Below are 17798 nucleotides of genomic sequence, written 5' to 3'. Positions count from 1 at the left end.
CGCCGACTGGCAACGATGCTGCGCGCCGCACCGCGCGTTTGACCGGCCCGCGTGCGGGTACATCCACGATCATGACCTCGCTTTGGCTTTCCGACCGCCCTGACCACCCTGGCCATCCGATCGCGCCCACTCTCGCCGAGGAATCAGAGCGAAGCGCGGACGTCGTCGTGGTCGGCGCCGGTATCACCGGTTTGGTCACCGCTGTCCTGCTGGCACGCGCCGGACAGGACGTCCTGGTCCTGGAGGCGCGGACCGCGGGAGCGGGCGCGACCGGCAACACCACCGCGAAGATCAGCGTGCTGCAGGGCACCAGGATGACCGACATCGTGCGCAAACATTCGCCGCGAGTGGCTCAGCAGTATGCCCAGGGCAACCTGGAGGGCCAGCAGTGGTTGGTCGACTACTGCACGGCCCGCGGGATCGACCTGCAGCGACACGATGCCTATACCTACGCCCAGGCACCCGATGGCGTCGCCCGGGCCAAGGCTGAGTTGGCAGCCTGCCTGACAGCGGGTCTGGATGTCGACTGGGTCGACGAGGCCGACGTCCCCTTCCCGTTCCACGGCGGAGTTCGGTTGGAGAACCAGGCGCAATTCGACCCCATGCCGTTCCTGGACAGCTTGATCGCCGAGCTACACGAACGCGAAGGCCGCCTGGTCGAGGGGGCCAGGGTGCAACGCGTCAGCCATGACGCTGGAGCCCGCCTCAAGCTGCGAGTGCACACCGATTCGGGCGCCGAGGTCGACGTGCTCGCCAATCGGTGCGTGCTGGCCACGGGTGTTCCGATTCTGGACCGAGGCGGATTCTTCGCGCGGCTCACTCCCCACCGCTCGTACTGCATGGCGTTCCGGGTACCGGGCAACATCACCCGGGGCATGTTCATCTCGGCCGATTCCCCCACGCGCTCAACACGTTCGGCGCCGACGTCGGATGGCGAGTTGCTCATCGTCGGCGGGGCGGGCCATCCGGTGGGACGCAGCAGCGACCCCGCCGCAGCTATCGACGAGCTGGCGTCCTGGGCCAAACAACACTGGCCCGGTGCGGTCCAGACCCACTTCTGGTCGGCGCAGGACTATGCCCCCGTCGATGCGCTTCCCTACGTCGGCCCGATCCTGCCGGGCAATGAAGAGATCCTGGTGGCAACGGGTTTCGACAAATGGGGGATGACCAACGGCGTTGCCGCCGCTCTCGCATTGGCCGGGCGCATGCTGGGTGGTCGCATGGATTGGGCGGAGGCCTTCGCAAGTTGGAGTCCGCATGAGCTGTCCGGGCTCGCCACCGCGGTGCAGGCCAACCTGACCGTCGGCCTGAACATGGCCAAGGGCTGGATCGCACCGGTGACCCGCATCGGCACCCCGGCCGCCGAGGACTGCGGCGTCGTGAGCGGACTGCCGTGGCATCTGGAGGCGCACAGCGTCGTCGACGGAGTCCCGCGCACGGTATCGCCGGTGTGCCCCCACCTGGGCGGGATCGTGAATTGGAACGACGCCGACAAGTCCTGGGACTGCCCGCTGCACGGTTCGCGATTTGCTCCGGACGGCACGCTGATCGAGGGGCCGGCGACCCGGGACCTCAGCCGTTCCGGATAGCGCCACACCGGCTCGGACCGGTGTGCTCAAATGTCGGGCATGGGTGACATCGACGACATCAAGCAAGTCAAGTACCGGTACCTGCGAGCGCTGGACACCAAGCACTGGGACGAGTTCGCCGACACCCTCACCGAGGACATCGCGGGCGACTACGGCCAGTCCATGGGCAAGACGCTGCACTTCACCGACCGCGACTCGCTGGTCGATTACATGAAGAGCTCCCTGGGTGCCGAGGTGATCACCGAGCATCGCGTCGCGCACCCGGAGATCGAGGTGAACGGCGACGAGGCCACCGCCACCTGGTACCTACAGGACCGGGTGATCGTCCCGAGCCTGAACTTCATGCTGTTCGGCTCGGCGTTCTATCACGACCGCTACCGGCGGACCGCCGACGGGTGGAAGATCAGCGCAACCGGCTACGACCGCACCTATGACGCCACTCTCTCGCTGGAGGGGCTGAACTTCAAACTGGAACCCGGTGCAGCCCTGAATATCTGAGCTATTTCGCGACCGCGATGACGGCGCCCGGCCGCAACCACTGCATGATCTTCACCAAGGTGGCGTCATCGATCGCCACGCAGCCGGCCGTGGGGCCGCCGTCGGTGGTGTGTACGAAGAACGCGCCACCGTTGCCGGGCACCCTGGCCTTGTTGACACCCATCACGATGGCGTGTTTGTAGGCCGAGATGTTCAGGTTCTCGGTTCCGCTGCTCGGATCGGTGTTGAACGGGCACTGCGCCTTCTGACACACCTGCATGGTGTTGTAGGTCGGGCTCTTCATGTCGCCGTCCCACCAGTGGTCGGAGCCGACCTGCACATACTGCAACCCGCCACCGGGATTGGGTGCGGTGCCGAATGCGAAGTCGAGGCTGAAAACGCCCATGGGCGTCTTCATTTCACCGTCGTGGGTTTGTGGCGCCATACCGTTGGCGCCGATGTTGGCCGGAATTCCGGCACCGATCGGCTGCCAGCCGGCGGGACCACGTTGCCAGACATCCATCTTGGCCTTCGAACCACCTACGCCGACAACGGAGATCACCTGGGTGGCATTGCCGACCGACGATGCGAACCATGGTGGATCCACCGCATGCGCAGCCGGAGCTGATGCCAGCGCCAGGACCGCAGCACACAGCACAACCAGCATTCGACGCACTCGTCCATCGTCGACGGGCAGGCTATCGCTGATGTAAAGGTTCAGACACGATCAGGTCGCGGCCTGCGAACGTGTTCACAGCTAGGTTGGCGGCATGAACCTTCGACGGATCGGCCGAGGCCTGGGCACGTTGGATCGCGAGGTTTTCGAGGCGGTCGCGGAATCCCCCAGTCCGCTGCTCGACACCGTGATGCCGAAGCTGACGTCAGCCGCCGACCACTCGAAGATATGGCTCGCGCTGGGTGTTGCCCTCGGCGTGTTGGGCGGACCGGCCGCGCGCCGCGGCAGCGCACGCGGCGTGGCGAGCCTGGCCGTCACCAGCCTGCTGACCAATCAGGTGGCCAAGCGGGTCTGGCGCAGGCCCCGCCCGGATCACCGGCTGGTGCCACAGGTCCGCCGCACGCGCCGCATGCCGACCTCGCACTCCCTGCCGTCGGGACATTCCGCGAGCGCAGCCGCTTTCGCCGTCGGGGTCGGGCTGGAAAGCCCACCCATCGGACTGGGTCTCGCGCTGCTGGCCGGGCTGGTCGGGCTGTCCCGGGTGGCCACGGGCGCCCACTACCCAGGCGACGTGTTCGCCGGATTCGGCATCGGTGCGGGCATCGCCATCCTGGGCGGCCGCGTGGTCCCGCCGATCCCCACCGCGAGCCTGCCCACGGCCGCACCCCTGCGCTTTCGCACTCCTGCCCGCCCCGACGGCGCCGGCGTCGTGCTCGTCATCAACCCCGCCTCCGGCGGAGGCACGGGCGCCCGGGTGGTCGACGAGGTGCACGACGCGCTGCCGGAGGCCGAGATCATCGAGTTGAGCGACGGCGACGACGTCGTCGAGGTACTTCGCGCTGCGGCCGCACGCTGTGAGGTGCTGGCGGTCGGCGGCGGCGACGGCACGGTGGCGTGTGCGGCCGGTATCGCCGTCCAGGCCGACGTGCCGCTCGCGGTATTTCCCGGCGGGACGTTCAACCACTTCGCCAAGGACATCGGCTGCGACAGCGTGGCCCGGACCGTCGAGGCCATTCGCGACGGCAGCGCGGCGTACGTCGACCTGGTGAGCCTCAACGAGGACGACGGACAGAACACCATGGTGATCAACACGGCCAGCATCGGCGCGTACCCGAAGTACGTGCGGGTGCGGGAGAAGCTCGAGCACCGACTCGGCAAGAAGCTGGCCGGCGCCTACGCGCTCTATCACGTGCTGCGCCGCGACGAACCGGTGCGCATCACCTACGACGACAAGACGCTGCAGACTTCGCTGTTCTTCCTCGGCAATTCCACGTACTTCCCGTCAGGCTTCGCACCGTCGCACCGTCCGCGCCTCGATGACGGCCTGATCGATGTGCGGATCCTGGAGACCGGCAGGCGGTTGAGCCGGCTGCGCATCGCGACCGCCATCGCGTTGGGTCGCCTGGAGCGCAGCCCGCTCTATCACGAGCTGCAGGTGCCCAAGTTCCGGTTCACCACGGTCGACGGGCCGACGGTGCTCGCGCACGACGGTGAGATCGGCGAGTCATGCAGCGAGGCGACGTTCAGCGCCCGCTACCGGGCGTTGCCGGTGTTTCGTCCGCTGCCGTGACCGGTGCCGGGTACGGCGGGCACAGCAGGTAGACCGCCACGAAATACGCGTAGCCGAGGCCCCAGCCGGCCACCACGTCGGAGGGGTGATGGACATTGAGCACGACGCGACCCACGCCGATGAGGACCACCACGGCTGCGCCGAACACGCACAGCCACATGTACACCCGCCCAGACAGCGCGGGCCGTGCCACGCACAGCAGGGCCAGCACGCTGACGATCACGCCGAGCGCGTGTCCGGACGGGAACGATGACGACAGCGCGTAGACCATGGCCGTGTCGGGGCGCGGGCGGTCGACCACGGACTTGACCAGTTCGGTGACGATTCCGCTGAGTTCGACGGTCAGGGCCAGGAACAGCGCCACGCGGTACTGCCTGCGCACCAACGCGGCCACGATGATGGCCAGGCCGACCAGGCGGAATCCCAATGGGCCCATGACCGTGCAGAAGACGTCCCACGCCGTCACCCATCCGGGCCGGGCGATGCCGTAGGAGTACGCCGCGGACAGCGCGGCGTCGTCGACGTCAGCCAACCAGCCCCAGTGCAGCGCGAAACCCAGCCACATCGTCGCGAACACCGCGAGTGCTGCCACCGCGGTCACGCTCAGCCATCCGGCCCGGATTCTCACCAGGTCATCTCTACCAGCTCCAACTGATTTGCCATCTTTGCGCGCTACCGTCGAAGACATGGCACTGATCCTGCGAAAGCTGATGCACATCGGGGCACTGCCGGAGGGTTTGCGAACAGAAGCCGAAGCCGAGGGCATCCTGTTTCTCGCCGAATATGTCTCGCTGACCAGGCGCTTCACCGGAACAATCCCGGGCAAGCGGTCGGCGGGCAGCGTGGCCAGCTACGCCGGTGCCCTGGTGTTGACCAACTACCGCGCACTGGCCACCATGTCGACGCTGCCCAAGCTTGCCGGGCGCAGCATCGACCAGCCGTGGTCGGCGCCGCAGGTCGGCGCGGTGCACGCCGAGTTGAGTGCGGACGGGCTCACCCTCCAGGCCGATGTGGCCGAAATCGACCCACGTTGCCGCGGCCAGTTGTCGCTGCACTACAAGACCGCGATCCCGGACGAGGTCCTGATGCAGTTGCCTCGCACGTCACTGGCCTTCGATGTCGGGCCCGAATACGTATTTCGGGCGGTCGGGGTGCCCTACCACCCGTAGTCCGGCCCGGCCCGCCCATAGTCCCGAGCAAAAGACTATTTACCGGGACGCGAAGTCTCGGTAAATTGTGGCCATGGCTTCCACCTCGCCTGACACCGCACCGATGGATGCGGGTTACCAGGATCTGTTGCAGACACTGTCCGAGGGCTCTGTACGTCGCCGCTTCGACCCCTACCTGGACATCGCGTGGGATTCCCCCGAGTTGGCCATCGACCTCGACGATCGACGCTGGGTGCTGTCACCCAACGTCGATCCGCTCGGCGCCACCGCCTGGTACCAGGCCCAGCCGCTGGCCCGGCAGATCGAGATCGGCCGCTGGCGCACGCTCAACTCGGTCAAGGTCGGCGCGGCGTTCGAGAGCATCCTGATCCGCGGGTTGATGGCCTTCATCATGAAGCTGCCGAACAACTCACCGGAGTTCCGCTACGCGTTGCACGAGATGACCGAGGAGTGCAACCACATCCAGATGTTCCAGGAGCTGGTGAATCGCAGCGGCGTGGACGTTCCCGGCATGCGGCCGCTGTTCCGCCGGCTGTCGCCCTACATCGGCCTGGTCGGCCAATACTCGCCTACGGCGTTCATGGCAGGCATCCTGGCCGGCGAGGAGCCGATCGACCACTTCCAGAAGGGGCTGATCCGCGAGGGCTCCAACATCCCGCCCGCGGTGCTGCGGACCATGCAGATCCACATCGCCGAAGAGGCACGCCACATCTCCTGGGCGCACGAGTTCCTCAAAACCCATATGCCGGAACGGTCCTGGCGGATGAAGGCGTTCGCGTGCGTCGCATTCCCGCTGACCCTGCGCTGGCTTGCCCACGAGATCGTGGCTCCCCCGAAGTCGTTCGGCGAGGAATTCGGGATTCCGCGCGCGGTGATCAAGGACGCGTTCTGGCGTAGCCCGCACTCACGCAAGATCCTGGCCGGCTACTTCGGTGAAATGCGCTCGCTCAGCGAGGAACTGGGGTTGATGAACCGGGTCGGCCGCTGGGTGTGGGGACGCTGCGGAATCGACGGTGAGGCGGCCCGCTACCGCGGCGTGCCGGACCGCGAAGCGGTTGCCATCGCCTGATGCCCCACGTCATCACGCAGTCCTGCTGCAGCGACGCATCCTGCGTCTACGCCTGCCCGGTGAACTGCATTCACCCCACACCCGACGAGCCTGACTTCCACACCGCACAGATGCTCTATGTCGACCCCGTCGAATGCGTCGATTGCGGTGCCTGCGTATCGGCGTGCCCGGTGGACGCGATCAAACCGCACACCAAGCTGACCGGTGCGGAGGACGTGTTCGCCACCCTGAACGCCGATTTCTACGCCACACCCCGGCCGAGGCCGATTCTCGCACCCGTGGTGCCGCCCTTGCAGGTACGCACCGGCGATCTTCGGGTCGCGATCGTCGGATCGGGCCCAGCCGCGATGTATGCCGCCGAAGAGGTGCTGACCATTCCCGGCGCGCGGGTCCGGATCTACGAACGGCTCACCCGCCCATACGGATTGGCCCGATTCGGGGTGGCCCCCGATCACCGGCGGACTCGCGGGGTGGCCCGCCAGTTCGACGACATCGCCGCCGACCCTCGCCTGGAGATGCGGCTCGGAGTCGAGGTCGGCAACCAGGTCACTCACGACGATCTGCTCGCCGAGCATCACGCCGTCATCTACGCCGTGGGTGCCTCGACGGACCGTCGCCTCGACATCGACGGCATCGATCTGCCCGGTGTCACCTCGGCCACCGAGTTCGTCGCCTGGTACAACAACCATCCCGATCACGCCGGTCGATCCTTCGACCTGTCGAGCCGTCGCGTGGTCATCATCGGCAATGGCAACGTCGCGCTCGACGTTGCCCGCATCCTCACCATCGATCCGGACCTCCTCGCCGACACCGACATCGCCCCGCACGCGCTGAGCACCCTGCGCGACAGCGCAATCGAGGAGGTGGTCGTGGTCGGCCGGCGCGGGATCGAACAGTCCGCGTTCACCGTGCCCGAGCTGGTCGGGCTGTGCTCGACACCGGGTGTCGATGTCGTCGTCCGCGACGAGGACCTCAGGATGCTGCCTGCCACTGACCCCAGGGCGGCGATTCTGCGCGGGGCGCCACACGGGGCGGGTAATCGCCGGATCGTGCTCGAGTACCTCTTGTCACCGACCGCCGTCCTGGGCGAATCAACGGCCACCGGAGTGGAATTCGTCCACAACGAATTGATCGCCGCGCCGGACGGTTCGACGCGGGTGAAATCGACGGGGCGCGAACGGGTCATCGAAGCGGGGCTGGTGCTGACGTCGATCGGATACCGCGGCCGGCCCGTCGCAGGATTGCCGTTCGACGATGCCACGGCGACGGTGCCGAATGACGGTGGCCGCGTGCCAGGAGTTCGCGGCGCCTATGTCACCGGGTGGATCAAACGCGGACCGACCGGTTTCATCGGCACCAACAAGTCCTGTGCCCAGGAGACCGTGCGCAGCCTGGTCGCCGATTTCAACACCGGACTGCTGGCCTAACGGTTGGTCAGCGCGGCGATCACCGACGTCAACTCGTCGTCACGGTTGATGTCCAACCCGCTCGCGCGCGCCGCGCCGTCCAGCACGTACCAGCCGAAATCGGCCAGATGCGTGACGATCTCCTCGCGCGACTGGGCCGGCGCGGCACCGCGCGTCCACGCCGACAGCGTGGCTTCCACCATCGTCACGACCGCGAACGGGACCGTCTTGAACGCGCTGTCATCGATACCGATGGTCTGCGCGATCGCGGCGATGATGCCCTCGGATTGCCTGGTCATGCGCAGCTTGAGCTCGCTGACCGCATCCAGCGAGCCGTCGCCGTCGAACGTCGGCCCGCGCCGGACGAACTCATCCAGCCGCGGGTGCTCGAGCATCCAATCGGCCACCGCCGCCACCGTGCGGGTCAGGATGTCGCGCAGCGAACCGTTGGTGACGTCGAGTTTCGCGTCGAGAAGCGCCGCGAAGTCGTCGAACACATAGGACCGGACGCGCCGCTCGAGCTCCTCTTTGCCCGCGAACTGGCGATACACCACGGACTTCGCCACCCCGGCGCGCTCTGCGATACGCGCCATGGAGATCTCCGCGCCCGGCGGATTCTCCTCCACCAACGCGACCGCCGCCTGCATGATCTGGGCCCGGCGCTCGGCATTGTGCTGCTCCCAGCGGGCTTCATAGCCGCTGACCGCTGTGGGGTCGGCGGCGGTCGGCATGGCCCCACCCTACCGACGAAGCCTCGGCGAACAAGCAGCTCTCGATGAGCCGAACGGTTGCGCGAGCAGGGCTCAGGCTGTTCGGTCGTAGGGTGGATGGAAAGGAGTGACGTGACGTGACCGAGCCGCAACGGCAGAATCTGCTGATCGTCCACTGGCATGACCTCGGGCGCTATCTCGGTGCGTACGGCCACGCGGACGTGGCCAGCCCCCACCTCGACCAGCTCGCCGCCGAGGGAGTCCTGTTCACCCGTGCGCACGCCACCGCGCCGTTGTGCTCCCCGTCGCGAGGTTCGCTGTTCACCGGGCGCTACCCGCAGAGCAACGGCCTGGTGGGTCTGACCCACCACGGCTGGGAGTACCGGGCCGGCGTGCGCACACTGCCCCATATTCTTGCCGAAAATGGCTGGTACACAGCGCTGTTCGGAATGCAGCACGAGACCTCGTACCCAGCCAACCTGGGCTACCACGAGTACGATGTGTCCAATTCGTTCTGCGAGTACGTCGTCGAGAAGGCCACCGCGTGGCTGGCGGATGCTCCGCGCGAACCGTTCCTGCTGACTGCCGGATTCTTCGAGACCCACCGGCCCTATCCCCGTGATCGGTACGAACCGCGCGACGCGGCATCCGTCGAGGTTCCCGACTACCTGCCCGACACCGGAGAAGTACGCGAGGATCTCGCCGAGTTCTACGGCTCGATCGCGGTAGCCGACGCGAAGGTCGGCGAACTGCTCGACGCCCTGGCTGCCGCCGGGCTCGACGAGAACACCTGGGTCGTGTTCATGACCGATCACGGGCCTGCGCTGCCGCGGGCCAAGTCCACGCTGTACGACGCGGGCACGGGGATCGCGTTGATCGTGCGGCCGCCGCGAGGACGGGCCGGCGGGGTTCCGCACCGCTACGACGAGTTGTTCAGCGGGGTCGATCTGCTGCCCACGCTCCTCGACCTGCTCGGCGTCGACATCCCGGACGACATCGAGGGATTGTCACATGCCAGCAACCTCACAGCAACGGCCACGGAAACGTCTGAGATTCGATCCGAGGTCTACACGACGAAGACCTACCACGATTCTTTCGACCCTATTCGTGCCGTCCGCACAAAGGAGTACAGCTATATCGAGAATTATGCGGCGCGACCATTGTTGGACCTGCCGTGGGATATCGCCGACAGCCCACCCGGACGCCTGCTCGGCGACAAGGTCCTGACCCCGCGGCCCGGCCGCGAGCTGTACGACCTCGTGGCGGACCCGACCGAACGCCACAACCTGCTCGGACCAGACGCGACCGACAAGGCCGAAGCGATCGCCGACGATCTCGCATTGTTGCTGAACGACTGGCGCCAGAAGACTCTCGACGTCATCCCGTCAGAATTCGCCGGGACCCGCATTTCGGAGCGTTTCACCGACACCTATCTGAGTATTCGCGCCCGGCCGGTCACCAGTAGATCCGCCATCGCCGCCGACCGCGGCATCACCGATACCCGCCAATAGTTTTCATCTCCGTGAGCTAAAACTCTTGACGCTTCTTTGAATAGGCGCCGCAAACCAATGATGGTTAGAGTCTCGCCCATGTCAGATCATCCGACTGCCTACCTGGTGCTCGCTTCCCAGCGCAGCGGCAGCACCTTGCTGGTGGAATCCCTGCGCGCCACCGGCATGGCCGGCGAGCCGCAGGAGTTCTTCCAGTACCTGCCGCAGACCAGCATGTCGCCGCAGCCCCTGGAATGGTTCGCCGACGTCGAAGACCAGTCGATCCTGCGACTGCTCGATCCGCTGGTCGAGGGCAAGCCCGACCTGGCCCCCTCGGAGATCTGGCGCGACTACATCCGCACGGTCGGCCGCACCCCCAACGGGGTGTGGGGCGGCAAGCTGATGTGGAACCAGACCCCGCTGTTGCTCGAGCGCGCCGAGGGTCTGCCCGAGCGCTCGGGGCCCGGACTGCTCGCCGCGATCCGCGATGTCATCGGCAGCGACCCGGTGCTGATCCACGTCTACCGCCCCGACGTTGTGTCACAGGCAGTTTCATTCTGGCGGGCGGTACAGACCAGGGTCTGGCGGGGGCGTGCCGATCCGGCGCGCGACGCCCGGGCCGAATACCATGCCGGCGCCATCGCCCACGTGATCAAGCTGCTGCAGGCCCAGGAAGAGGGTTGGCGCGCCTGGTTCGCCGAGGAGAACATCTCCCCCATCGACATCTCGTATCCCTACCTGTGGCGCAACCTCACCACCGTGGTGGCCACCGTGCTCGAAGCGCTCGGCCTCGACCCGCGGCTGGCCCCGCAGCCGGTGCTGGAACGCCAGGCCGACCAGCGATCCGACGAGTGGGTGGATCGCTACCGCAAGGACGCCGAAAAGGAGGGCCTGCCGGTATGAGTATCGATGAGCCGCTTGCGCGAAGAGCAACAAGTACCGATCTCTTGCATGTCGACGAGCTGCGGCTACTGGAAGCCGAAGCCGTCCACATCATTCGCGAGGTGGTGGCCGAACTGCAGCGCCCGGTGCTGCTGTTCTCCGCGGGCAAGGACTCCATCGTCCTGCTGCGCCTGGCCGAGAAGGCGTTCCGCCCTTCGCCGTTGCCGTTCCCGGTGCTGCACGTGGACACCGGGCACAACTTCCCGGAGGTCATCGAGTTCCGGGACCGGCGGACCACCGGCGTCGGGCACAAGCTGCTCGTCGGGTCGGTGCAGGAAACCATCGACAGCGGCCGAGTCGCCGATCCGGGACCGGGCGCGTCCCGTAATCGACAGCAGACCCGCACGCTGCTCGACGCGCTGGAGGCCGGCGGTTTCGACGCGGCATTCGGTGGCGCCCGCCGCGACGAGGAGCGAGCACGCGCCAAGGAACGCATCCTGAGTTTCCGCGACGAGTTCGGCCAGTGGGATCCGCGGGCCCAGCGGCCCGAGCCGTGGGCCCTCTACAACGGCAGGATCCGCAAGGGCGAGCAGGTTCGGGTATTCCCACTGTCGAACTGGACCGAACTCGACATCTGGCGCTACATCGAGCTGGAAAACCTTGAGCTGCCGTCGATCTACTTCGCCCACCAACGCGAGGTCTTCGAACGCGACGGCATCCTGCTCGCGGTCTCGGAGTACGCCCGGCCCGTCGGCGCCGAGCGGTCGGCTGTGGAGTGGGTGCGCTACCGCACGGTCGGCGATCTCACCATCACCGGAGCCGTCCGGTCGGAGGCCACCACCATCGACCGGGTGATCACGGAGATCTCGGCGGCCACTGTCTCCGAGCGGGGCGAGACCCGCGCCGATGACCGCACGTCGGTCGCCGCCATGGAAGACCGCAAGCGAGAGGGCTATTTCTGATGACGAGGCGAGCGGAGCGCAGCGGAGAGACGGGGAATCAGGCACGGCCGCGTCAGCTTCTTCGCATCACCACGGCCGGTTCGGTCGACGACGGCAAGAGCACCCTGATCGGCCGCCTGTTGCACGACACAGACAGCCTGCCGCTGGATCATCTTGAGGCCGTGACCGATTCGGACGGCATAGCCGACCTGGCGGCGCTGTCCGACGGCCTGCGGGCCGAACGGGAGCAGGGCATCACCATCGATGTGGCCTACCGGTTCTTCTCCACTGCCACCCGTAGCTACATCCTCGCCGACACTCCCGGACACGAGCGCTACACCCGCAACATGTTCACCGGCGCCTCCAACGCACACGTGGCCATTCTCTTGGTCGATGCCCGGGCCGGGGTACTGCGTCAGACCCGGCGCCACGCCCGCATCGCGAAACTGTTGGGCATCAAGCACTTCGTGGCCACCGTCAACAAGATCGATCTGGTCGACTTCGACAAGGGCCGGTTCAACGAGGTCGAGGAAGAGCTGCAGCAGGTGGCCGACCGGCTCGGCGGGCTCGATCTCACCGTCATCCCGATCGCGGCCAAGCTGGGTGACAACGTCGTACACCGCTCGGAGAACACCCCGTGGTACGACGGGCCGACCCTGCTCGAATACCTCGAAGGCATCGAACTGACGGCGCCCCATGCCGATCCGGCGAACCTGCGACTGGCGGTGCAGTGGGTGTCGAGGCCGACACCCGAGCAACGTCGCCGCTACACCGGCCGGCTGTCCGCGGGCACGCTCCAGGTCGGTGACCCGGTGGTGAGCCTGCCGGCCGGGACCCGCTCGGTGGTGACGGCGTTGGACACTCTGGACGATGACCGATCGGTAGGCGTTGCGCCGCTCTCGGTTTCGATCGAGCTGGCCGACGATATCGACGTCGGCCGCGGCGATGTCTTCGTCAGCGGCGCCTCGGAGGCCGTGGCGCCGGTGCTGGCCCGTGAGATCGACGCGACGGTGTGCTGGTTCTTCGACAATCCGCTGCGGGCAGGCGACCGGCTGGCTCTCAAGCACGGCACCCGCACGGTGCGAGCCACGGTCCAGGAGTTGCACACCAAACTGGACCCGGAGACCCTGAACGAGGTCGAGGCCCCGGTCGAGTTGACGCTCAACGACATCGGCTCGATCACCTTGCGCACCAGCTCGGTACTGGTGGCCGACAACTACGCCGACAACCGCGACAACGGCGCGTTCATACTGATCGACGAGGTCTCGAACGACACCGTCGGCGCCGGGATCATCATCGAGGCCCGGGAACTCAAGCCGAGCGGACACAACCGGTCCGACATCAAATGGCATCCGTCGTCGCTGGACCGCGAATACCGCTGGAACAGCACCGGACAACGCGGCGCCACCATCTGGTTCACCGGCCTGCCCGCATCGGGCAAGTCCACGCTGGCGGTGGCCGTCGAGCGGGCCCTGGTCGAATCGGGCCAGGTGGCCTATCTGCTCGACGGGGACAACCTGCGTCACGGCCTGTCCGATGACCTCGGTTTCTCGGCCGGGGATCGCACCGAGAACATCCGCCGCGTCGGGCATCTGACCCGACTGCTGGCCGATGCGGGTGTGGTGGCGCTGGCATCGTTGGTGTCGCCGCTGAAGTCGGACCGGGACACGGCGCGGGCCCTCAACGACGCCGCCAAGCTGCCGTTCATCGAGGTGCACGTCGCGACCTCGCTGGCCGAGTGCGAGCGCCGCGATCCCAAGGGGCTGTATGCGCGGGCCCGCGCCGGTGAGCTCAAGGGACTGACCGGGGTCGACGCTCCCTACGAGGCGCCCGAGAATCCCGATCTGGTGCTCGACACCACCGGCGCTGTCATCGACGACCTGGTCCAACAGGTCATCGACTTTCTCAACACCCGCCGCTAACCCGTGATTTGTGTGCGTTCAGCGGCGGTGAGCGCCGGTGAACGCACACAAATCGCATCGATCACCCGGTCGGCATGGGTGATGTACAAACCGTGGGCGGCGCCGGGGATCTCGATGAGCTCGGCCTGCGGCAGCAGTGCGGCCGCACGTCGCCCGGTGAGCTCGATAGGCGTCGACACGTCGGCGTCGCCGTGCAGCAGCACAATCGGCAGGTCCAGGCCGGTGAGCTCGGCACGGTGGTCGGTGTGGGCACCCATCCTCTGGGTGGCGACCAGAGTCTCGACGGGCACAGCGACGACCTCATCCACGGTCCAGTCGACAACCTCGGGCGACACCGCGTGATCTCCGAAGAAGGGTGCGACGTTGTCGACACACCATTGCCGCACATCGCGTTCCAGCTCGGCGATCATTCCGTCGAGCATCGCCTCGGGGACACCATCGGGGTTGTCCGGGGTCTTGACCACCAGCGGAAGCTGGGCCGCCACGAGAACACCCCGGGTCACCCGTGCCGCCCCGTAGCGGCTGAGGTAGCGCACGATCTCACCACAACCCAGCGAATGTCCGACCAGTGTCACGTCGTCGAGATGCAGGTGATCGAGCAGCGCGGCCAGGTCGTCGGCCAGCAGATCCACCGTCCAGTCGCCGGCATAGGCGCCCGAGCGTCCGTGCCCGCGCCGGTCATAGGCAACACACCGAAAGCCCTTGTCCACCAGGCGTTGGATCACCTGACTCCATTGGCCCGAGTTGAGTCCCCACGAGTGGGTGAAGACCAGGGCCGGACCGGATCCGATGTCGATGTAGTGGATGTCGAGAAGGTCGGCGCTCTTGAATGTCGGCATACGCCAATGGTCGAACGTGAAGGTACGCATGTCGATTACGTCCTAGGTAATGACTGTCCACCGAAAGCCGTCGCGCATCAGCGGATCACGTCGCCCGAAGCGTCAGAACGGTGATCTCACTGGAGGCGAACACCCGGAACGGTGGGCCCCAGAACCCGGTGCCGCGGCTGGTGTAGAGCTGCGTCCGGTCGCCGTGCCGGCTCAGCCCGTGCACGGACGGCTGGTCGAGCCGGACCAAGAAATTGAACGGCCAGATCTGACCGCCGTGCGTGTGTCCGGAGATCTGCAGATCCACCCCGGCGGCCACCGCCTGCGGGATCTGCTTGGGCTGGTGTGCGAGCAGTAGCACCGGCAGCCCAGGATCAGCTCCGGATAGGGCGGTGGCGAGATCCTCGCCGTGGCCTGGCACCCCGGACGCCCCGGCGGTGTCGTCGTCCACACCCGCGACCACCAGCCGGTCGCCGTCGCGCTCGACGATGATGTGCCGGTTGTGCAGGACGTCCCAGCCGATGGTCTCCATGTAGTCGAGCCAGCCCTGTGCCTCGCTGAAGTATTCATGGTTACCGGTCACGTAGACCCGCGCCGAGGCCGCCCGCACCGCGGCGAGCGGAGCGGCCTGCTCCCGACGGATGTCGACGGTCCCGTCGGCGATGTCGCCGACGTGGCACACCACGTCGGCTTCGAGTTCGTTCACCCGGGCCACCACCGCCGCTGACCACCGCACCCGCTCCAGCGGTCCGTAGTGGGTGTCGGTGATCATCGCGACGCGCAGTCCGTCCAACCCGCGGCCGAGACGCGGGATCCGGACCTGGACGTGTTTGACCCGTGGCACCCGCATCGCCTCGAAGTGTCCCCAGCCGAGCAGGACGACGGAAACCGCGATGACCGCGACTGCCACCATCCGTGAGCGCACCGGTTCGGCCACCCCGCCGGTCAGTAACCCCAACGCCAGCAGCTGACCGACTACCGACCAGACGAACAGCACCCATATCACGCCGAGTAGCGCGTCGCCCAAAGCTGCCGCGCGGTCACTGCGGCGGCCGTGGCCGCTGATCAGCAGCGCGGGCAAGCCGACCAACCCTGCGGCGAACAGCACGCTGCCGGCGACGACGACCGGTCCGGGCCACGCCGCACCGGACACCACCAGCGTCCACCACGGCACCCCGAACAGCAGCGCCAGTACCGCCGTCACCACTGCCATGCGGCGCCACCGATGGCGCCGCCGGCGGGACGGGTGCGCGGCTTCTTCGACTACTTCAGCCGGGTTGTCGGTCATCGTGCCTCGATCGTGTGTGGGACCTGAGCGACCACGAATACCCGCCGAAACGGGAAGAACGTGGTGCCGTCCCCGCGCCTCGGGTAGGCCTCGGCCAGCATCGGGATGATGGCCTGGCGATACTGGTCCCACAACTCGTCGGTCAGCCTGCCTTTGACCTGAGTCAGAGCCGTTCCGGTGATCCAGTTCAGAACCGGTGTCTCACCAGACAATTGGTGCACATAGGTGGTTTCCCAGGCATCCACGGCGCATCCCGCGTCGGTCAGCAGCCCCGCGTATTCCGCCGGGGTGTCGACCTGGCCCACGTCCCGCCAGGGCATGTCCCGCAGCGGCTCGATGAACGGCTCGCGCCGCGCCAGCTCACGCACCGCGTGGTGCGAGGGCGCATCGAAGTTGCCCGGCACCTGGAAGGCGATCCAGGCCCCGGCCGGTAGCTGTCCGGCCCACCGCACGACGAGCTCGCGATGCGAGGGCACCCATTGCAGAGCGGCGTTGGAGATCACCACGTCGCTGTCGGGTTGTGGTGTCCAGTCCTCGATGGCACCGGCGTGCGCCTCAAGCCCGCGGGCCCGCGCGGCCGCCACCATTTCCGGTGAGCTGTCCCAGGCCTCCAGCGTGGCATCGGGCCAGCGCTGCAGCAGCGTCTCGGTCAGGTTGCCCGGGCCGCATCCCAGATCGACCACGCGGCGCGGCGCCGTGGCCCCTACCCGCGAGAGCAAGTCGTAGAACGGCCGGCCCCGATGGTCGGCGAAGTTGAGGTAGGTGTCCGGATTCCACATAACCCGATCATGCCTGCGTCGGTCTCCACCGGGGCTGCGCAGAACCGCTCCGGACGACCCAGAGGTGGAAGGCGGCGCTTCGCCGCGTGGCGATGTGGGTCGATAGGGTCGGGACACGATGGATGAAGCGAACGAAGTCCGCAAGATCTGGACCGATCTGGGCCTGCCCGGCATCGTCGACGTGCACACCCACTTCATGCCCAAGAACGTCATGGACAAGGTGTGGCAGTACTTCGACAGTCAGGGCCCGCTGATCGGCCGGGAATGGCCCATCACCTACCGCGCCGATGAGGCCAAGCGGGTCGCCACGCTTCGGGAGTTCGGCATCCGAAAGTTCACCTCGCTGGTCTACCCGCACAAGCCGAACATGGCAGCCTGGCTCAACCAATGGGCGCGCGCCTTCGCGCAGGACACCCCGGATTGCCTGGCCACCGCCACGTTCTACCCGGAACCCGAGGCAAAGGGCTACGTCGCCGACGCCATCGCCGCAGGTACCCAGGTGTTCAAGGCTCACATTCAGGTGGGCAACTACGAACCCAACGATTCCCTGCTCGACAACGTCTGGGGGCTCATCGAGGACGCCGGTGTCCCGGTCGTCATCCACTGCGGGTCCGGCCCGGCGCCCGGTGACTTCACCGGCCCGGAGCCCATCGCCCGGTTGTTGAGCCGCTACCCGCGCCTGGCACTGATCGTCGCGCACATGGGCATGCCTGAGTACTCGGCGTTTCTCGATCTCGCCGAACGCTACGACAATGTGCGTTTGGACACCACGATGGCGTTCACCCCGTTCGTCGAAGAGATGATGCCGTTCCCCAAAACCGAGTTGAGCCGCCTGAAGGCCCTGGGTCAGCACATCCTGTTCGGCAGCGACTTCCCGAACATCCCCTACGGGTACGCCGAGGCCGTGCACCACCTCATCGATCTGCCCGGTGTCGACGACGCCTGGCGGCGCAATGTTCTGCACGACAACGCCGCGAAGTTGTTCGGCCTGAGCTGAGCGGTT

At 66.9% G+C, this 17798-nt stretch carries 17 protein-coding genes; 11 read left to right on the top strand and 6 right to left on the bottom strand.

What is annotated here, in order from left to right:
* Window positions 1–71 precede the first annotated feature (71 nt).
* On the top strand, window positions 72–1589 hold the full coding sequence (locus tag QQ25_RS03405; RefSeq protein WP_039377753.1) for an FAD-dependent oxidoreductase: 1518 nt from the start codon (window positions 72–74) through the stop codon (window positions 1587–1589).
* Between the two features lie 39 nt (window positions 1590–1628).
* Window positions 1629–2087 (top strand): nuclear transport factor 2 family protein, encoded by a 459-nt coding sequence (locus QQ25_RS03400; RefSeq protein WP_234706019.1) that lies wholly within the window; start codon window positions 1629–1631, stop codon window positions 2085–2087.
* Window position 2088: 1 nt separating this feature from the next.
* On the opposite strand, the gene QQ25_RS03395 is transcribed toward QQ25_RS03400, so the two are convergent.
* On the bottom strand, window positions 2089–2742 hold the full coding sequence (locus tag QQ25_RS03395; protein ID WP_039313393.1) for a L,D-transpeptidase family protein: 654 nt from the start codon (window positions 2740–2742) through the stop codon (window positions 2089–2091).
* A gap of 94 nt (window positions 2743–2836) precedes the next feature.
* Here QQ25_RS03395 and QQ25_RS03390 point away from each other — a divergent pair, with 94 nt between their 5' ends.
* Window positions 2837–4312, top strand: coding sequence for a bifunctional phosphatase PAP2/diacylglycerol kinase family protein (locus QQ25_RS03390; RefSeq protein WP_039313391.1), 1476 nt, complete (start codon window positions 2837–2839; stop codon window positions 4310–4312).
* On the opposite strand, the gene QQ25_RS03385 is transcribed toward QQ25_RS03390, so the two are convergent.
* Window positions 4266–4940, bottom strand: coding sequence for a phosphatase PAP2 family protein (locus tag QQ25_RS03385; protein ID WP_234711835.1), 675 nt, complete (start codon window positions 4938–4940; stop codon window positions 4266–4268). The genes QQ25_RS03390 and QQ25_RS03385 overlap by 47 nt on opposite strands.
* Window positions 4941–4998: 58 nt before the next feature.
* Here QQ25_RS03385 and QQ25_RS03380 point away from each other — a divergent pair, with 58 nt between their 5' ends.
* From QQ25_RS03380 to QQ25_RS03370, 3 genes are all read left to right on the top strand, one after another.
* Window positions 4999–5481 (top strand): hypothetical protein, encoded by a 483-nt coding sequence (locus QQ25_RS03380; RefSeq protein WP_039377153.1) that lies wholly within the window; start codon window positions 4999–5001, stop codon window positions 5479–5481.
* A 73-nt stretch (window positions 5482–5554) separates the two neighbouring features.
* Window positions 5555–6550 carry an AurF N-oxygenase family protein gene (locus QQ25_RS03375; RefSeq protein ID WP_039377150.1) on the top strand — a complete coding sequence of 332 codons (996 nt, stop codon included), beginning with the start codon at window positions 5555–5557 and terminating at the stop codon, window positions 6548–6550.
* Complete coding sequence (locus QQ25_RS03370; RefSeq protein WP_039377149.1) at window positions 6550–7977, top strand: FAD-dependent oxidoreductase; 1428 nt, start codon at window positions 6550–6552, stop codon at window positions 7975–7977. Before QQ25_RS03375 ends, QQ25_RS03370 begins: the two co-directional genes overlap by 1 nt.
* Here the strand turns inward: QQ25_RS03370 and QQ25_RS03365 are convergent.
* Window positions 7974–8687 carry a TetR/AcrR family transcriptional regulator gene (locus QQ25_RS03365; RefSeq protein ID WP_039377147.1) on the bottom strand — a complete coding sequence of 238 codons (714 nt, stop codon included), beginning with the start codon at window positions 8685–8687 and terminating at the stop codon, window positions 7974–7976. The genes QQ25_RS03370 and QQ25_RS03365 overlap by 4 nt on opposite strands.
* Window positions 8688–8803: 116 nt before the next feature.
* Here QQ25_RS03365 and QQ25_RS03360 point away from each other — a divergent pair, with 116 nt between their 5' ends.
* The 4 genes from QQ25_RS03360 to cysC all read left to right on the top strand — a co-directional run bounded on the left by QQ25_RS03360 (window position 8804) and on the right by cysC (window position 13901).
* A complete protein-coding gene (locus QQ25_RS03360) occupies window positions 8804–10177 on the top strand; it encodes a sulfatase family protein (protein ID WP_039377145.1) in 1374 nt (457 codons plus the stop codon).
* Window positions 10178–10255: 78 nt separating this feature from the next.
* The gene (gene stf0, locus QQ25_RS03355) at window positions 10256–11059 is read left to right on the top strand and encodes a trehalose 2-sulfotransferase (RefSeq protein ID WP_039313372.1); all 804 of its coding nucleotides are present in this window, start codon (window positions 10256–10258) and stop codon (window positions 11057–11059) included.
* Complete coding sequence (gene cysD, locus QQ25_RS03350) at window positions 11056–12000, top strand: sulfate adenylyltransferase subunit CysD (protein ID WP_052235589.1); 945 nt, start codon at window positions 11056–11058, stop codon at window positions 11998–12000. The genes stf0 and cysD overlap by 4 nt, the downstream gene beginning before the upstream one ends.
* Entirely contained in the window at window positions 12000–13901 is a 1902-nt protein-coding gene (gene cysC, locus QQ25_RS03345; RefSeq protein ID WP_052235588.1) for a sulfate adenylyltransferase subunit CysN, read from the top strand. Before cysD ends, cysC begins: the two co-directional genes overlap by 1 nt.
* Here cysC and QQ25_RS03340 read toward each other — a convergent pair.
* From QQ25_RS03340 to QQ25_RS03330, 3 genes are all read right to left on the bottom strand, one after another.
* Complete coding sequence (locus QQ25_RS03340; protein WP_157847794.1) at window positions 13898–14740, bottom strand: alpha/beta fold hydrolase; 843 nt, start codon at window positions 14738–14740, stop codon at window positions 13898–13900. The two genes, cysC and QQ25_RS03340, sit on opposite strands and share 4 nt — an antisense overlap.
* Before the next feature lie 85 nt (window positions 14741–14825).
* Window positions 14826–16016, bottom strand: a complete 1191-nt coding sequence (locus QQ25_RS03335) for a metallophosphoesterase (protein WP_039377141.1) — start codon at window positions 16014–16016, stop codon at window positions 14826–14828.
* Window positions 16013–16795, bottom strand: coding sequence for a trans-aconitate 2-methyltransferase (locus tag QQ25_RS03330; protein ID WP_039377138.1), 783 nt, complete (start codon window positions 16793–16795; stop codon window positions 16013–16015). The genes QQ25_RS03335 and QQ25_RS03330 overlap by 4 nt, the downstream gene beginning before the upstream one ends.
* A 118-nt stretch (window positions 16796–16913) precedes the next feature.
* On the opposite strand from QQ25_RS03330, the gene QQ25_RS03325 reads away from it, so the two are divergent.
* A complete protein-coding gene (locus QQ25_RS03325) occupies window positions 16914–17792 on the top strand; it encodes an amidohydrolase family protein (RefSeq protein ID WP_039377136.1) in 879 nt (292 codons plus the stop codon).
* Window positions 17793–17798: the final 6 nt, after the last annotated feature.

It is taken from the genome of Mycolicibacterium setense (assembly GCF_000805385.1).
In the GTDB taxonomy this organism is placed as follows: domain Bacteria; phylum Actinomycetota; class Actinomycetes; order Mycobacteriales; family Mycobacteriaceae; genus Mycobacterium; species Mycobacterium setense.
Note: the sequence above shows the minus strand (reverse complement) of the source record. Positions and strands in the feature narration are given on the sequence as shown.

Bases quoted from the DNA above. Each gene is read 5' to 3' on its own strand.
- QQ25_RS03340 (WP_157847794.1), bottom strand. From the start codon at position 14,740: ATGCCGACATTCAAGAGCGCCGACCTTCTCGACATCCACTACATCGAC.
- QQ25_RS03365 (WP_039377147.1), bottom strand. From the start codon at position 8,687: ATGCCGACCGCCGCCGACCCCACAGCGGTCAGCGGCTATGAAGCCCGC.
- QQ25_RS03380 (WP_039377153.1), top strand. From the start codon at position 4,999: ATGGCACTGATCCTGCGAAAGCTGATGCACATCGGGGCACTGCCGGAG.
- QQ25_RS03330 (WP_039377138.1), bottom strand. From the start codon at position 16,795: ATGTGGAATCCGGACACCTACCTCAACTTCGCCGACCATCGGGGCCGG.
- cysD (WP_052235589.1), top strand. From the start codon at position 11,056: ATGAGTATCGATGAGCCGCTTGCGCGAAGAGCAACAAGTACCGATCTC.
- QQ25_RS03335 (WP_039377141.1), bottom strand. From the start codon at position 16,016: ATGACCGACAACCCGGCTGAAGTAGTCGAAGAAGCCGCGCACCCGTCC.
- QQ25_RS03400 (WP_234706019.1), top strand. From the start codon at position 1,629: ATGGGTGACATCGACGACATCAAGCAAGTCAAGTACCGGTACCTGCGA.
- QQ25_RS03405 (WP_039377753.1), top strand. From the start codon at position 72: ATGACCTCGCTTTGGCTTTCCGACCGCCCTGACCACCCTGGCCATCCG.
- stf0 (WP_039313372.1), top strand. From the start codon at position 10,256: ATGTCAGATCATCCGACTGCCTACCTGGTGCTCGCTTCCCAGCGCAGC.
- QQ25_RS03375 (WP_039377150.1), top strand. From the start codon at position 5,555: ATGGCTTCCACCTCGCCTGACACCGCACCGATGGATGCGGGTTACCAG.
- QQ25_RS03370 (WP_039377149.1), top strand. From the start codon at position 6,550: ATGCCCCACGTCATCACGCAGTCCTGCTGCAGCGACGCATCCTGCGTC.
- cysC (WP_052235588.1), top strand. From the start codon at position 12,000: ATGACGAGGCGAGCGGAGCGCAGCGGAGAGACGGGGAATCAGGCACGG.
- QQ25_RS03325 (WP_039377136.1), top strand. From the start codon at position 16,914: ATGGATGAAGCGAACGAAGTCCGCAAGATCTGGACCGATCTGGGCCTG.
- QQ25_RS03390 (WP_039313391.1), top strand. From the start codon at position 2,837: ATGAACCTTCGACGGATCGGCCGAGGCCTGGGCACGTTGGATCGCGAG.